Here is a 15053-nt window from a genome sequence, read left to right as displayed (position 1 = left end):
GCGTCCCGCACCAGGGCCATGCTGGGACGATGCCCCCGCTCACCGCGAACCCACAGCCGGGCGCAGCCACCGACCCGGCTGAGGACCTCGGCCTGTTCGGCCCGGACAGCATCACCTGGCGGGTGCTGGCCGACCCGGCCATGGGGATCGGCGGGCTGCGGGCGCTGTTCCTGCAGGCGCTGCACCCGCTGGCGATGGCCGGGGTCTACGAGCACTCCGACTACCAGGCGAGCTTCTGGCCACGGTTGCGCCACACCGCCGAGTACGTCAGCACCGTGGGGTTCAGCCCCACCGCGCAGGTGGAGTCCGTGGCGGCCCGGGTGCGCCAGATGCACACCCTGGTGCACGGCACCGACGCGGTGACAGGTCTGCGCTACTCCGCCCAGGACCCCGACCTGCTGACCTGGGTGCACGTGACGGAGGTGTCCAGCTTCCTGCACACGGCGCGGCGCGGCGGCCTGACGCTCACCGGGGCCGAGCAGGACCAGTTCCTGGCCGAGCAGGTCCGGGCGGCGCGACTGCTCGGGGCGGACGAGGTGCCCGCCAGCCGGGCGGAGGTGGCGCAGTACCTGCAGCGGGTGCGCCCGCAGCTGCGGTGCAGCTCGGCCACCCGCGACGCCGCCCGGGTGCTGCTGGTGCCGCCGATGCCGTGGCGGGTGCAGCTGCTCACCCCGGCACGCCCGGCCTGGTCGGCGGTGGCGCTGCTCGGGTTCAGCCTGCTGCCGGCCTGGGCGCGGCGGATGTACCGGCTGCCCGGCCTGCCCACCACCGACCTGGCGGCGGGGGTGCTGCTGCGCGGGCTGCGCACCGTGGCGCTGGCGCTGCCGGAGCGGGTGCGGGTGGGCCCGCCCGTTCAGCAGGCCTGGGCGCGGGCGGCTAGCTCCACCACTGGGTCCACAGCAGACCACCCGTGAGCGCCAGCACCACCGCAGCGGAGCCCACGGCCGCGGCCGGCCCTCGGCGGTCGCCGTAGACCTGCACCAGCACCGCGGCCAGCGCCACCAGCAGGTGCGCGGCCATCATGGTGGCCGGTGGGCCCATGGCCCCGCGCTGCGCGGCCAGCACCGTGGCGCCCACCACCACCACGGCGAGGATCACCAGGCCGCCGGTGAGCACCCCGGAGATCATCCGCACCAGCCCAGCCAGGCGCTCGCCCGCGCTCGGGCCCCCGGTGTACGTCTCTCTCCTGCGCACGGTGCTCACGGCGCCAACCCCGCCCACGGCGCCAGCTCCGGCGCCTGCCGGCCCAGGTCGCAGCTGCGGCGGACGTCGCACCAGGAGCACTGCGCCCCCGGGCTCGGCGGGAACAGCACGTCGGGGTCGCCTCCGGCAGCGAGCGTGTCCGTGGTCAGCTGGATCTCCTGCGCCGACTCCTCGGCCCGCTGCTGGTGCCGGGCGAGGGACTCCGGCGTGTGGTCGAAGGCGAGCACCTCGCCGGTGGGCAGGTGGTGCAGCTCCACCCGGCGGCAGGGCTTGCGCAGGGTGCGCCGGGTGGCCAGCACGTACAGGGCCAGCGCCTGCGAGCCCCGCGCGTCGTCCACGGTCAGCGGGCGGCGCCCGGTCTTGTAGTCCACCACCACCAGCTCGGTGCCCTCCGGTGCCTGCTCGTTCACCCGGGCGTCGATGCGGTCGACGCGCCCCTCCGCAACGATGGCGCCCACCGGGGCGGCCACCCAGCGCTCCAGGCCCACGGGCTCCACCTCGGCCGCGCCACCGTCGAGGGACTCCACGTAGTCGGCCACCCAGTCCTGGGCACGCTCGCGGTAGCGCGCGGACTGCTCGGCGTCGGCGAACCCGCTGGCGCCCTGCACCGCGCTCCACGCGGTGCGCACCTGCGCGCGGGCGTCCTCCACCGTGCGGCGGGCGGCGGGCTGGTCGAAGAAGGTGCGCAGCGCGGCGTGCACCACCGCGCCCACGGTGTTGTGCGCCCACGCCCCGGCTCGGGGTGGCGCGGGGCGGTCCAGGTAGGTCATCCGGTAGCGGCGGCGGCAGGCGGTCCAGGTGCCCAGCTTGGACGGGGTGACCTTGACCAGCCTCGTGGGCATCCCGTCGAGGCCCAGCTGGTCGCTGCCCCCGGGGGCCACCGCCCGGCGGCGGCCGCTCACCGCCGCACCACCGTGGCGCCGGTGGCGGCGTCCAGCAGCTGCTCGTAGTCCTGCGGCCCAGTGGTGTGCGTGCCGAGGCGCACCACCTTGTTGCGCCCGTGGTAGTCGCTGGAGCCGGTGGTGAACAGCCCCAGCTCGGCGGCCAGGCTGCGCAGGTGGCGGCGGTCGCGGTCGTCGTGGTCCACGTGGTCGACCTCCACCCCGCCCAGCCCTTCCGGGACCAGCTCGGCGATGGCGTCGTCGGTGAGCATCGCGCCGCGGCTCTGCGCCCGGCAGTGGGCCAGCACGCTCACCCCGCCGGCGGCGGCCACCAGGTGCACCCCGCGCAGCAGCGGGGTGTCCTCCTTGTGCACGTAGTAGCGGCCACGGCTGGACAGCAGGTCGCTGAACGCCTCGCCCACCGAGGCCACCACTCCGGCCTCCATGAGCGCGCGGGCCAGGTGCGGCCGGCCCGCCGAGGGGCCCGCCGCCGACAGCACGGCGTCGGGGTCGACCGGCAGGCCGTCAGCAGCCATCCGCTCCGCCATCACCCGCAGCCGCCGGGTGCGCTCCCCGCGCAGCCGGAGCCGCTCGGCCGCCAGCTCGGGGTGCTCGGGGTCGAACAGGTAGGCCAGCAGGTGCACCGCGACCTGGCGCCCACCCGCGCCGGGCCCGAAGCCCTCGGCCGGGGAGGCGCAGGACAGCTCCATGCCCGGCACCAGGGTGAGGCCCTCCGGCAGCGCAGCAGCAGCCTCCGCCCACCCGGAGGTGGTGTCGTGGTCGGTCAGCGCCACCACGTCCAGCCCCGCGGCGGCGGCGGCGGTCACCAGCTGGGCGGGGGTGTCGGTCCCGTCCGAGACCTTCGAGTGGGTGTGCAGGTCGATGCGCACGCGTCCTCACTCCTTCCTGGTCCCTGGATCGGCTGTCCTGCCCGGCGGGCACGTGCCCGCCGGGTAGGACAGAAAGCGACTGTCGCTGGTGCGCTAGGCCTTCGGCTCGGGGCGGCCGGGCTGCTCGCCGCCGCGCGCCTCGCCGTAGGAGCGCTTGGGCACCATCACCTTGCGGCGGAAGATGCAGACCACGGTGCCGTCCTGCTTGTAGCCCTTGGTCTCCACGTACACCACGCCGCGGTCGTCCTTGGACTTCGACGGGGTCTTGTCCAGCACCTCGGTCTCGCCGTAGATGGTGTCGCCGTGGAAGGTTGGCTTCACGTGGCGCAGCGACTCCACCTCGAGGTTGGCGATCGCCTTGCCGCTGACGTCGGCGACGCTCATGCCCAGCAGCAGCGAGTAGATGTAGTTGCCCACCACGACGTTCTTGCCGAAGTCGGTGGTCTCCTCGGCGTAGTTGGTGTCCAGGTGCAGCGGGTGGTGGTTCATGGTGATGAGGCAGAAGAGGTGGTCGTCGTACTCGGTGACCGTCTTTCCGGGCCAGTGCTTGTACACATCGCCGACCTCGAACTCCTCGTAGTACCGACCGAACTGCACCGTCTACCTCCAGGCTGGGTTCCACGGGGCGCAGTGCCCCGGTTGATCTTTGTCCGACGTGACGTCTCAGTGTGACGGAGTGAGCCAGGCCATCGTGCGGCGACCCGCGGGCGGCCGGCCCGCCGCGCTACCCGGTCGCGGGGAGCCCGAGGTGGCCGGGGGCCGTCACAGCGTGACTGCGGAGCGGCCGGGGTCGCGGACGTCCACGCCCGCCTCCTCCCACGCCTCCCGCAGCGCCTGGGCGCCGCGCAGCCGGACCCAGGCCGCCTCGGTGCCGGTCACCGGCACCACCTCGAGGAAGCGCACCGGGTCCATCGGCTCGGCCAGCGCCAACTCCGGGACGTCGCTCTCGCCCAGCACCACCGCGGTGAAGGCCGAGCCCTCCCAGAGCGGCTCGCGCAGGTCGATCAGCGCGTCGGGCTGCAGCACCAGTCCCTCGACGACGGGAGCAGCGGCCAGGATGGCCAGCGTGCGCACCACGCCGTCGACCCCACCCCGCACTGACAGCACCAGCTCGGCGCGGGGCCCGTGCACGCTGTCGGTCATGATCGCCTCGGGGTCACCCATGGGGTGGCGCGAGCAGCCCACGGTGGCGTAGCGAACCATCCGGTCGGAGTCGGGCCCGAAGCGCAGCACGTCCAGCGACTGCACCCCGAGAAAGGTCACCGACGCCCGCTCGGGAGCCGGCCCGACGATGTGGGTGCGCAAGTGGACGTCTACCTGGTCGAGCACCTCAGCCATTGCCCCATTGAACCAGTCGTGTCGTGCTGGCTCAGCCCTGGTTGCCCATCGACAGCTTGCTCAGCAGGTCGCGGGCCCGCTCGGCGGTGCGCGGCTCGCACAGCACGTCGTAGCGTCCCGCGACCAGCTGCATGGTGGAGGAGAAGTCCCGCTGGCCCTTGGTGGCGCCGTAGGTCATGGCTCCGGAGATGAGGCCGAACACCACACCCACGACGATGCCGGTGATCAGCGGCACCGCCAGGCCGCCCTCGCCGAAGAGGCTGAGCAGCAGTCCCACGAACACGCCGAGCCAGGCGCCGGAGGCGGCACCGGCCCCCAGCACCTTGGGCCAGGTCAGCCGCCCCAGCACCCGCTCGACCTGCATGAGGTCGACTCCGACGATGGTCACGTCCTCCACCGAGAACTCGCGGTCTGACAGGTAGTCCACCGCCCGCTGAGCCTCGGCGTAGGTCGGGTAGGAGCCGATGGGCCATCCCGTCGGTGGGGTCGGCATCGACAACCCCTTGCCCTGGTTGGACAGCGCACGGTTGGACATGGGGCTGGTCATCGGTTCAGCTCCTTATCGGGATACGGACTGCAGTCTCTCCGGTGCAACGAACCGAGCACGCGTTTCGTGCCCGGTTCGTCGTTCGGATCAGCGCCGCTGCGCGTACTCCTTCAGCAGACCCCGACTGATGATCGTCTTCTGGATCTCGCTGGTGCCCTCACCGATGAGCAGGAACGGCGCCTCGCGCATGAGGCGCTCGATCTCGTACTCCTTGGAGTAGCCGTAGCCGCCGTGGATGCGGAAGCTCTGGGTGGTGACCTCGGCGCAGTACTCGCTGGCGAGCATCTTGGCCATGCCGGCCTCGACGTCGTTGCGCTTGCCGGTGTCCTTCAGCCGCGCGGCGTTCACCATCATCAGGTGCGCGGCCTCCACCTTGGTGGCCATCTCGGCCAGCTGGAAGGCGATGGCCTGGTGCTGGGCGATGGGCTTGCCGAAGGTCTCGCGCTGCTGGGCGTAGGCCACGGCCAGCTCGAAGGCGCGGATGGAGATGCCGCAGGCCCGGGCCGCCACGTTCACGCGACCGACCTCGACGCCGTCCATCATGTGGCCGAAGCCCTTGCCGGGCACGCCGCCCAGGATGTCGCTGGCCTTGGCCTGGTAGCCGTCGAACACCAGCTCGGTGGTGTCCACGCCCTTGTAGCCCATCTTCTCGAGCTTGCCGGGAATGGTGAGACCCGGCTTCACCTCGCCGAAACCGGAGGGCTTCTCGATGAGGAAGGTGGTGAGGTTCTTGTACGGCTTGTCCGCACCCTCGTCGGTCTTCACCAGCGCGGCGATCAGGGTGGAGGAGCCACCGTTGGTCAGCCACATCTTGGCGCCGTTGATGGTGTAGTCACCATCAGCGTTCTTGGTGGCCTTGGTGCGAATGGCGGCGACGTCGGAGCCCAGGCCCGGCTCGGACATGGAGAACGCGCCGCGGACCTCGCCGGTGGCCATTCGGGGCAGGTAGTACTCCTTCTGCTCCGGCGTGCCGTGGTGGATCAGCATGTAGGCGACGATGAAGTGGGTGTTGATGACGCCGGAGACGCTCATCCAGCCCCGGGCGATCTCCTCGACCACCAGCACGTAGGTCAGCAGCGACTCGCCGAGGCCGCCGTACTCCTCCGGGATCATGAGGCCGAACAGCCCCATCTCCTTCATCCCGTCCACGATCTCCTGCGGGTAGGTGTCGGAGTGCTCGAGCTCCTGGGCACGGGGAATGATCTCCTTGTCCACGAAGTCACGGACGGTGGAGAGGATCTCCTGCTGGATCTCCGTGAGGTCCGCAGTCTGGGCGAGCCGTGCCATAGAGAACACCTTTCCAAGGGGTCGGACGCCGCAGCGTGGTGAGCGCTGCGACGGGTTGCCGGCGAACGTGTCGGAGCGCCGGCTGCACACCGGGTCCCGTACAAGTTACTCGCCAGTATGGCGGCTGCACCCACAACGCCGCGAGGGGGTGTGCTGATGCACACCCCCTCACGAGCACGCCACGGGTGGCGTGCGGAAAAGCCTTGTCGCCCAGGTCAGACCGCGTCGGCTGCGTCCTTGGCCGCCTCGGCCTCGCTGCTCGCACCGTCGGTGGACAGCTCGCCGCCGGCGCTCTCCAGGTGGGCGCGGATGAACCAGTGGAAGAGCTCCAGCTCGCCGGACTGGCCGGTGAGCAGGTCCTCGGTCACCGGGTCCAGCTCGCCGACCTCCTCCATCGCCTTGCGGTGGTCACCGATGACGCCGGTGTAGACCACGTCCAGGGCACCGAGGTGGGCGATGGAGCCCGCACGGTTGACGGAGTAGTCGTCCCAGGTGCGGTCGCGCACCAGCGCGCCCGGGGTGCCGTTGGGCGAGGCGCCCAGGGTCGCGATGCGCTCCGCGACCGCGTCGGCCATCGCACGGACCGCCTCGACCTGGGGGTCGAGCATCTCGTGCACGGCGATGAACTGCGGGCCCACCACGTTCCAGTGCACGTGCTTGAGGGTCAGGTGCAGGTCGTTGAGTGCGTAGAGCCGCTTCTGGAGGGTCGCGGCCACCGTCGCGCCGTCCTCTGGGTTCATTCCGGGAACTGTGTAATGAAGTGAATTGGCCATGCCTGCACCATACTTCTTCGCCACGACGCGCGCCGGAGGAGTCGACGGCCGAACGCATCTTCGCAGATGAGGCGGGACAAGGCCGCGCCGGTGTGCAAAGATCGCGACGCCCGAAATGCGTGGTTCCGCTGTGGCCAGACGATCGGGTTCATCAACTCTCGCTGATACCCAGGGAGCACGATGCGTTCACGGTTGCGCGGTCCACTCGGTCTCGTCCTGGCCGCCCTGCTCACCTCGACGCTGGGCCAGCTGACCGTGGCCCCGCCGGCCGGGGCACAGGGCGCTACCGGCCCCGCCGCGCTCGTCGTGCTGGACGTCTCCGGATCGATGGCCGCGCCCGGCCAGGGCGGCGCCGCCCTCATCGAGCAGGCGCGCACCGCGGTGAGCAGCACCGTGGCCGCGCTGCCGGCCGGCTCGCAGGTGGGCCTGCGGGTGTACGGCTCGACGGTGGGCAGCGAGGAGTCCAACAAGGCCGCGGGCTGCCAGGACAGCAGGCTGCTGGTGCCGGTGGGCCCGGTGAACCCCGCTGCGATCAACGCCGCGCTGGGCAGCGTGCAGCCCAGCGGGTGGACGCCCATCGGGCTGGCCCTGCAGCAGGGCGCCAAGGACCTGCCGAGCACCGGTCCCCGCACCATCGTGCTGGTCTCCGACGGGCTGGACACCTGCGCTCCCCCGGACCCCTGCGAGGTGGCCAGGCAGCTCAGCGCCGACGGCGTGCCGGTGACCGTGGAGGCCATCGGCTTCAACCTGCCCGCCGGCGACCCGGCTCGCGGCCAGCTGCAGTGCATCGCCGGCGCCACCGGCGGCGAGTACCGCGACGCCGCCGACGCTGGCCAGCTCGCCGCGGCCCTGACCAGCTCCTCCCAGCGCGCCCTGCGGGGCTTCAACGCCGCGGGCGCCGCTGCCGGCGGTGGCGCCAGCCCCGTGGACGCGCCGTTCCTGCCCACCGACGGCAGCGCCGTGCGGGACACCATCGCACCGGGCCAGACCAAGTACTACGCCCTGCCCACCGCCGTGGACGACCGCCCGGAGACCTCCACCACCCTGGGCAACGACCAGCCCGCGACGGTGGCGGACAAGTCCTGCAAGGGCGAGCTGACCAGTGCCATCCTCAGCCCCAGCGCGAGCACGGTGGACAACGCGTCCAAGTCCTTCGACGGCCGGCAGTCGGTGACCGCGGTGAACAACCTCGGCGAGCGCACCAACGCGGTGCCCCCGCTGAGCAAGGACGCCTCGTACCCCAACCACGTCGCCGGCACCTGGTACCTCAAGGTCGAGCTCACCCGGCAGACCTGCTCCGGCGGCCAGCCTCCGCTGCCCCAGCGCGACTACCAGCTCCAGGTGAGCGTCAAGGGCCTCAGCGCCGCCTCGCCCGCCCCCGCCACCCCGCTGGTGGCCGGCAGCGCGTCCACCAACGCGCCCAGGCTGAGCCCCGCGACCCCGGTCCGCGACACCCTCCGCTTCGGCGAGACCGCCTGGTACGCCGTCGACGTGGCCAAGGGCCAGCGCCTGCGCGGGCTGGTGCTGGTGGGTGGCGACCCCTCCGCCGTGGACAACGCCTGCACGGGCGCCGGCACCGTCCAGCTCGTCAACGGCCGCGGCGACCGGGTGGACACCGACGTCTTCAGCTTCGACGGTCGCAAGCCCGCCGCGGCGGAGAGCGTCACCTCCAGCAACGAGGCCGTGGGGGAGACCAAGTCTGACTCCAGCAGCATCGCCGCGCCCGGCACCTACTACCTCACCGTCACCCTCGCCCAGGGCTCCTCCTGCACCGGCAAGCTGCCGGTGAGCGACCTGGAGTACCCGATCCGGGTGGAGGCCAGCACCGCCGCCTTCACCGCGCCCGTCACCGCCACCCCCACGCCCACCGCGGAGCCGGTCGCGGCCACCCCGGAGGCCGCCCCCGCCGAGCCCGACTCGGGCACCAGCCCGTGGTTGTGGGTCGCACTCGGCGTCATCCTGCTGGGGGCAGCAGCGGTGGCCCTCGTCGTGGTCCTCGTGCGCCGGTCCGCCGCCGCCGGCCACCAGGGTCCCGGACAGCCGTACTGATTGACCCCGACGACTAGACGCGCTCCGCCCGGAACTGCTGAACTGGACCGATGAGCACCCCACGCGGCGACGACACCCCGCCCAGCGATCCCTTCGCCAAGGCGCCCCGCCAGGACCCCTATGCGGGTGGCGGGCAGGACCCCTACGCCGGCGGGGGCTACCCGGAGCAGCAGCCCTACGCCCAGCCCGGTTACGGACAGCAGGAGTACGCCCAGCCTGCCTACGGGCAGGAGCACGGCCAGCAGTACGGCCAGCAGTACGGGCAGTACGGCGCTGAGCCCTACGGCCAGCAGTACCCCGGCTACCCGCAAGCCGCCCGTACCAACGGGATGGCCATCGCCGCGCTGGTCACCGCGCTGGCCGCCCTCCCGGTGACGGGGGGGCTGCTGTCGTTCGTCGGAGCAATCCTCGGCCACGTGGCCATGAGCCAGATGAAGCGCACCGGCGAGGAGGGACGGGGCATGGCGCTCGCCGGCATCATCATCGGCTGGTCGGTCACCGCGCTCTGGGTGCTGTTCGCCGGGTTCATCATCCTCGTCGCCATGGCCGCCTCCGACAGCTCCACCTACTAGACGGCCTGCCCCGGTGACCGCGACCGTCTCCAAGCCTCAGCTCGACGCCGCGCTGCGCAAGGCCGCGGCGGTGTGGGTGCAGCCCCAGGGCCACCCCAGCCGGCTGGTCTGGGGCGTGTGGTTCGCCCGCCCGCCGCTGGCGGGGTCGCTGCTGGTCGCCACCGGCGGCACCGAGCAGCAGGTCCCCGGCCTGGTCGACGGTGCTGAGGTGCAGGTGGTGGTGGCCGCTCCCGGCACCCGCAGCCGCCTGGCCGAGATCTCCTGCACCGCCCGGCGCATCGAGCCCGACGCCGCCGCCGCCACGGCGCTGCGCACCGCCCGGCGCAACGGGGTGGCCCACTGGCACGAGGTGTTTCAGCTCCAGCTCGCCTGAGCGGGTCCCTGGCGTGCGGGGACCAGGCGATAACCTGGCCGCATGGCAGCCGTGAGCAAGGTCTTCGTCGCCCGGATGGCTGGGCTGCCCGTGCTGGGCCCCGACGGGGAGACCGTCGGCCGCGTGCGTGACGTGGTGATCACCATGCGCATCTCCCGGGAGCAGCCGCGCGTGCTGGGGCTGGTGGTCGAGCTGGCCACCCGACGACGCATCTTCGTGCCGATGCTGCGGGTCACCGCGATCGAGCCCACCTCCATCAACCTCAACACCGGCAACGTCAGCCTGCGCCGCTTCGTCCAGCGGCCCACCGAGGTGCTGGTGCTGGCCCAGGTGCTCGACTCCCCGGTGCAGGCGGAGTCCCCCGAGCTCACCGGCGACGTGGTGGTCACCGACGTCGCCATCGAGGCCACCCGCACCCGGGACTGGGTGGTGAGCAAGGTGGCGGTGCGCCCGCGCCGGGCCCGGCTGGGCCGCCGTGGCGCGGTGACCGTGGTCAGCTTCGACGAGGTGGAGGGGCTCACCCGCAAGGCCCTGGCGCAGCCGGGGCAGAACACCGACCACCTGATGGCCCAGTTCCAGGACATGCGCGCCGCCGACGTGGCGCACGCGCTGCGCGAGCTGCCCACCAAGCGGCGCATGGAGGTCGCCGAGGCCTTCGACGACGAGCGCCTGGCCGACGTGGTGCAGGAGCTGCCGGAGAAGGACCAGACCGAGCTGCTCATGCACCTCAAGCTGGAGCGCGCCGCCGACGTGCTGGAGGCGATGGACCCCGACGACGCCGCCGACCTGCTGGGCGAGCTGCCCGACAGCGAGGCCGAGGCGCTGCTGGGCCTGATGGACCCCGAGGAGTCCGAGCCGGTGCGCCGGCTGCTGCAGCACTCCCCCGACACCGCCGGCGGCATGATGACTCCGCAGCCGCTGGTGCTCACGCCCAACGCCACGGTGGCCGAGGCGCTCGCCCGGGCCCGCAACCCCGACCTCACCCCCGCCCTGGCCAGCATCATCTTCGTGGTGCGCCCGCCCACGGCCACGCCCACCGGCCGCTACCTCGGGTGCGTGCACCTGCAGCGCCTGCTCCGGGAACCGCCGGCCAACCTGGTGAGCGGGGTGCTGGACACCGGCCTGCCCACCCTCTCGCCCACCTCCACGCTGTCGGAGGTCACCCGCTTCTTCGCCACCTACAACCTGGTGTGCGGCCCGGTGGTGGACGAGGAGAACCACATGCTGGGCGCGGTGGCGGTGGACGACCTGCTCGACCACCTGCTGCCGGAGGACTGGCGCCTCACCGAGACCCACCTGACCCGGCCCGACCTGAACGCGGAGGGAGCTCGCCATGCCTGACACCTCCGCCGCCCGCCAGCGCCTGGGCACGCCGCGCGGCAGCCGGCGCTTCCAGCTCAACGTCGACCCCGACTCCGTCGGCCAGGTCGGTGAGCGCTTCGCCCGCTTCCTGGGCACCGGCCGCTACCTGGCCATCCAGACCGCCGTGGTGATCGTGTGGATCACCATCAACGTCGTCGCCGTGGCCTGGCGGTTCGACCCGTACCCGTTCATCCTGCTGAACCTGGCCTTCTCCACCCAGGCCGCCTACGCCGCCCCGCTGATCCTGCTGGCCCAGAACCGGCAGGAGAACCGGGACCGGGTCTCGCTCGAGGAGGACCGGCTGCGCGCGGCGCAGACGAAGGCCGACACCGAGTTCCTGGCCCGGGAGATCGCCGCGCTGCGCATCGCCATCGGCGAGGTGGCCACCCGCGACTACCTGCGGCGCGAGCTGGAGGACCTCAAGACGTTGCTCGTCGAGCACGACCTGGACGCCGGCACGGCCACGGCACCACAGGGCGAGCGGGCCTGAGCGCGGCGGGTTCGGCGCGTCCCCCTACCATGGCGCCAGTGGAACCCAGTGAAGACGCCATCCGTACCGCGCTCTCCCGTGTGAACGACCCCGAGATCCGCAAGCCCATCACCGAGCTGGGCATGGTCAAGGACATCGTGATCGGCCCCGAGGGACGGGTCGACGTGGGCGTGTACCTCACCGTCGCCGGCTGCCCCATGCGCAGCGAGATCATCGATCGGGTGACCACCGCGGTCGCCGACGTCCCTGGCGTGGGCGCGGTGAACGTGGAGCTGTCGGTGATGGACGACGCCCAGCGCACCGAGCTGCGCAAGAACCTGCGCGGCGACTCCGCCGACCCGGTGATCCCGTTCGCCCAGCCGGGCTCGCTCACCCGGGTCTACGCGGTGGCCTCCGGCAAGGGCGGCGTGGGCAAGTCCAGCGTGACGGTGAACCTGGCTGCGGCGATGGCCGCCAAGGGCCTGTCCGTGGGCGTGCTGGACGCCGACATCTACGGCCACTCCATCCCCCGCATGATGGGCACCGACGCCGCGCCCACCCAGGTGGAGAAGATGATCATGCCCCCGCAGTCGCACGGGGTGAAGCTGATCTCCATCGCCCAGTTCACCCCGGGCAACGCCCCGGTGGTGTGGCGCGGACCCATGCTGCACCGCGCGCTGCAGCAGTTCCTGGCCGACGTGTTCTGGGGTGACCTGGACGTGCTGCTGCTGGACCTGCCGCCGGGCACCGGTGACGTGGCCATCTCGGTGGCCCAGCTCATCCCGGGGGCGGAGATCCTGGTGGTCACCACCCCGCAGCAGGCTGCCGCCGAGGTGGCCGAGCGAGCCGGCGCCATCGCGCTGCAGACCCGCCAGCGCCTGGCCGGCGTGGTGGAGAACATGTCGTGGCTGGAGCTGCCCGACGGCACCCGGATGGACGTCTTCGGCTCCGGCGGCGGCGCCGCGGTGGCCGAGCGGCTCACCCAGGCCGTGGGTGCCGACGTCCCGCTGCTGGGTCAGATCCCGCTGGAGACCCGGGTGCGTGAGGCCGGCGACGCCGGAGTGCCCATCGTGCTCAGCGCGCCGGACTCCCCCGCCGCGATCGCGCTCCAGTCGGTGGCGGACAAGCTGTCCCGCCGGGCCCGTGGGCTGGCCGGGATGTCGCTGAACGTGAGCCCGTCCCGCAGCGCCTGACACCAGCGCGTCCCGCCGGCACGCTGCTGGCCAGCCAGCCCCGCGCCACCTGAGCCGCGCCTCGTGCGTGGGCTCAGGTGGCGTCGGCGTCGTAGGGCGGCCGCTCGTCCCTGGCCAGCGGCGCGGGGCGGGTCTCCGGGTTCACCCGGGTCTTGGTCAGGTCTGCGCCGGGCTTGGTCATGTCCACCGCGCCCCGGGCGTCCTGCACGGCCTCGGTGACCTGACCGGCCGGGGAGCTCGGCCCGAACAGGAACGACTCGTCGCCGTCGAAGAGGTGCTTGGTGATGGCGGTGCGGGGGTTGAGGTTGCGCAGCTCCTGCAGGTCGGCCAGCGGCTTGCGCAGATCGTCGAACTCCGGGCCCAGCTCGTCCTTGAGCTGGTCACGCGCACCGGTGGCGTACTCGCGGACCTGCTTGAGGGTGCGGGCCAGCCAGGCTGCCGCCGACGGCAGGCGCTCCGGGCCGAGGATGAACAGGCCTGCGACCGCCAGGACGGCGAACTCGGCCCAGCCGATGTTTCCGAACACGGGCCCAGCCTACGGCCCGAGGGGCTCAGTCGGAGTCCGGAGTGACCTGGATGTCGATGGTGCGACCGGCCCGCACCACGCGCAGGGGCACCGGCTCGCCGATGGTCCGCTCCTGGATGGCCACGGTGAGCTCCTCGGCGCCGGCGATGGTGCGGTCGCCCACCTGGACGATGACGTCGCCCTCGGCCAGCCCGGCCCGCGCGGCGGCGCTGCCGTCCTGCACGTTGGCCACCGCGGCCCCGTCGGTGGAGCCGTCGGTCACCGAGCGGACGTTCACCCCGATGGTGGGGTGGCGCATCGAGCCGGTGCGGATGATCTCCTGAGCCACGGCCGTCACCTGGTCCACGGGGATGGCGAAGCCCAGGCCGATGGAACCACCGGAGTCCCCGCCGGAGGTCCGGATGGCGGAGTTGATCCCCACCACCCGACCCTCGTAGTCCACCAGCGGACCGCCAGAGTTGCCGGGGTTGATGGCGGCGTCGGTCTGCAGCGCGTCGATCACCGCGTCAGTGTCGGTGCCGTCGCCGGACAACCGCACCGGACGCTGCTTGGCGCTGATGATGCCGGTGGTGACGGTGCCGGCCAGGCCCAGCGGAGAGCCGATGGCGATCACCGGGTCGCCGACGTTGAGCTGGTTGGAGCGGCCCAGCTGCGCCACCGTGAGGTTGGGGGTGGTGGCGCGCAGCACGGCCAGGTCGGTCTTGGTGTCGCGACCGACGATCTGCGCCCGCTGCCGGGTTCCGTCGGAGAACACCACGTCCAGGGTGGCCCCGGAGGGGTTGGTGGCCGCCTGGGAGATGACGTGGTTGTTGGTGACGATGTAGCCGCCGCCGTCGATGACCACGCCGGACCCGCTGCCACCGGTGTCCCCGGCACGGACCTCCACCGACACCACCGAGGGCAGCACGGCGGCAGCCGTCGCCGCCACTCCGTTGGCCGGCGGTGCCGCGCCGTCGTCGACCTGGGCCAGGGTGACGTTGGCGTCGGTGAGCGCGGAGGTGACGTCGGCGGTGCCGCGCCCGACGAGGCCGCCGATCGCTCCCACCGCCAGCGCCAGGACCACGAGCGCGGCCAGGGCGCTCGGGCGGACCCGGGAGCCCAGCAGCAGCTCACGGGCACCCAGCTTCGCCGTGGGCGGGCCAGGTTCGGCCTCCGGCTCGGTGTCCTCGCCAAGAGCCGGTGGCCCGGGGCGCGCACCGGAGCGGGCGTCGCGCCAGGGGTCGCTCTCCGCCAGCTCGGTGGGCCCGACGGTCTCCGGGGCCCCGCGCTGCAGGCTCGCCTGCGCGCCGGGGGGACGGCCGAACGCCTGGGCCAGCGCCGGGTCAGGCGGCGGGGCGGACACCATCCGCGGGTCGCGACGGCGCTGGGCGGCGCCAGCGAAGGAACCAGCCACGCCGTGGGGGCGGCCGAAGACCTGGGCCTGCTGCGGGTCGATCGGGGGACGCTGCACGCGGCGCGGCTGGAGGCGCGGCGGCTGGCTCCCCTCGGGACCGCGCTCGCCCGCACGAGGGGAGCTCACGCCCGGTTCGGTCATGTTCGGCGGATACCCCTCATCGGTGTCGACGGCGTCCGGGCGCCCTTGCAGAGTCC

At 72.7% G+C, this 15053-nt stretch carries 17 protein-coding genes; 7 read left to right on the top strand and 10 right to left on the bottom strand.

Annotation, left to right across the window (positions count from 1 at the left end; all coding sequences use genetic code 11):
* The first annotated feature begins 29 nt into the window (after nucleotides 1-29).
* The gene (locus AC3YNX_RS09105) at nucleotides 30-914 is read left to right on the top strand and encodes an oxygenase MpaB family protein (protein WP_127782293.1); all 885 of its coding nucleotides are present in this window, start codon (nucleotides 30-32) and stop codon (nucleotides 912-914) included.
* On the opposite strand, the gene AC3YNX_RS09100 is transcribed toward AC3YNX_RS09105, so the two are convergent.
* From AC3YNX_RS09100 to AC3YNX_RS09065, 8 genes are all read right to left on the bottom strand, one after another.
* Nucleotides 877-1203: a hypothetical protein gene (locus tag AC3YNX_RS09100; RefSeq protein ID WP_241249780.1), complete on the bottom strand. Its 327-nt coding sequence runs from the start codon at nucleotides 1201-1203 to the stop codon at nucleotides 877-879. The genes AC3YNX_RS09105 and AC3YNX_RS09100 overlap by 38 nt on opposite strands.
* Nucleotides 1200-2105 carry a RecB family exonuclease gene (locus AC3YNX_RS09095; protein WP_206518105.1) on the bottom strand — a complete coding sequence of 302 codons (906 nt, stop codon included), beginning with the start codon at nucleotides 2103-2105 and terminating at the stop codon, nucleotides 1200-1202. The genes AC3YNX_RS09100 and AC3YNX_RS09095 overlap by 4 nt, the downstream gene beginning before the upstream one ends.
* Nucleotides 2102-2974 (bottom strand): PHP domain-containing protein, encoded by an 873-nt coding sequence (locus AC3YNX_RS09090; protein WP_489995265.1) that lies wholly within the window; start codon nucleotides 2972-2974, stop codon nucleotides 2102-2104. Before AC3YNX_RS09090 ends, AC3YNX_RS09095 begins: the two co-directional genes overlap by 4 nt.
* 93 nt (nucleotides 2975-3067) lie before the next feature.
* Nucleotides 3068-3571, bottom strand: coding sequence for a MaoC family dehydratase (locus AC3YNX_RS09085; RefSeq protein WP_127782291.1), 504 nt, complete (start codon nucleotides 3569-3571; stop codon nucleotides 3068-3070).
* 165 nt (nucleotides 3572-3736) lie between these two features.
* Nucleotides 3737-4312, bottom strand: a complete 576-nt coding sequence (locus AC3YNX_RS09080; RefSeq protein WP_127782290.1) for a suppressor of fused domain protein — start codon at nucleotides 4310-4312, stop codon at nucleotides 3737-3739.
* 31 nt (nucleotides 4313-4343) lie between these two features.
* Nucleotides 4344-4859, bottom strand: a complete 516-nt coding sequence (locus AC3YNX_RS09075; protein ID WP_127782289.1) for a YflT domain-containing protein — start codon at nucleotides 4857-4859, stop codon at nucleotides 4344-4346.
* A gap of 87 nt (nucleotides 4860-4946) precedes the next feature.
* The gene (locus AC3YNX_RS09070; protein ID WP_127782288.1) at nucleotides 4947-6146 is read right to left on the bottom strand and encodes an acyl-CoA dehydrogenase family protein; all 1200 of its coding nucleotides are present in this window, start codon (nucleotides 6144-6146) and stop codon (nucleotides 4947-4949) included.
* A gap of 215 nt (nucleotides 6147-6361) precedes the next feature.
* Nucleotides 6362-6919, bottom strand: a complete 558-nt coding sequence (locus tag AC3YNX_RS09065; protein WP_127782287.1) for a Dps family protein — start codon at nucleotides 6917-6919, stop codon at nucleotides 6362-6364.
* Nucleotides 6920-7099: 180 nt separating this feature from the next.
* Here AC3YNX_RS09065 and AC3YNX_RS09060 point away from each other — a divergent pair, with 180 nt between their 5' ends.
* From AC3YNX_RS09060 to AC3YNX_RS09035, 6 genes are read left to right on the top strand one after another with little or no spacing between them, the layout of a single operon-like run.
* Nucleotides 7100-8968 carry a vWA domain-containing protein gene (locus tag AC3YNX_RS09060; protein ID WP_489995264.1) on the top strand — a complete coding sequence of 623 codons (1869 nt, stop codon included), beginning with the start codon at nucleotides 7100-7102 and terminating at the stop codon, nucleotides 8966-8968.
* 50 nt (nucleotides 8969-9018) lie between these two features.
* Nucleotides 9019-9540, top strand: a complete 522-nt coding sequence (locus tag AC3YNX_RS09055) for a DUF4190 domain-containing protein (RefSeq protein ID WP_489995263.1) — start codon at nucleotides 9019-9021, stop codon at nucleotides 9538-9540.
* A gap of 13 nt (nucleotides 9541-9553) precedes the next feature.
* Entirely contained in the window at nucleotides 9554-9913 is a 360-nt protein-coding gene (locus AC3YNX_RS09050; protein ID WP_489995262.1) for a hypothetical protein, read from the top strand.
* Between the two features lie 42 nt (nucleotides 9914-9955).
* Entirely contained in the window at nucleotides 9956-11254 is a 1299-nt protein-coding gene (locus AC3YNX_RS09045) for a magnesium transporter MgtE N-terminal domain-containing protein (RefSeq protein WP_127782282.1), read from the top strand.
* Entirely contained in the window at nucleotides 11247-11765 is a 519-nt protein-coding gene (locus AC3YNX_RS09040) for a DUF1003 domain-containing protein (protein WP_127782281.1), read from the top strand. The genes AC3YNX_RS09045 and AC3YNX_RS09040 overlap by 8 nt, the downstream gene beginning before the upstream one ends.
* Before the next feature lie 29 nt (nucleotides 11766-11794).
* Nucleotides 11795-12937, top strand: a complete 1143-nt coding sequence (locus AC3YNX_RS09035; protein WP_489995261.1) for an Mrp/NBP35 family ATP-binding protein — start codon at nucleotides 11795-11797, stop codon at nucleotides 12935-12937.
* 73 nt (nucleotides 12938-13010) lie between these two features.
* Here the strand turns inward: AC3YNX_RS09035 and tatB are convergent, their stop codons facing one another.
* Both tatB and AC3YNX_RS09025 read right to left on the bottom strand, forming a co-directional pair.
* A complete protein-coding gene (gene tatB, locus AC3YNX_RS09030) occupies nucleotides 13011-13463 on the bottom strand; it encodes a Sec-independent protein translocase protein TatB (protein WP_127782279.1) in 453 nt (150 codons plus the stop codon).
* Nucleotides 13464-13488: 25 nt separating this feature from the next.
* Nucleotides 13489-14997, bottom strand: a complete 1509-nt coding sequence (locus AC3YNX_RS09025; RefSeq protein ID WP_127782278.1) for a trypsin-like peptidase domain-containing protein — start codon at nucleotides 14995-14997, stop codon at nucleotides 13489-13491.
* Nucleotides 14998-15053 lie beyond the last annotated feature (56 nt).

It is taken from the genome of Rhodococcus sp. Z13_19A, from assembly GCF_058133575.1.
The sequence above is the reverse complement of the archived record's forward strand: the minus strand, read 5'-3'. Positions and strand labels throughout refer to the sequence as shown.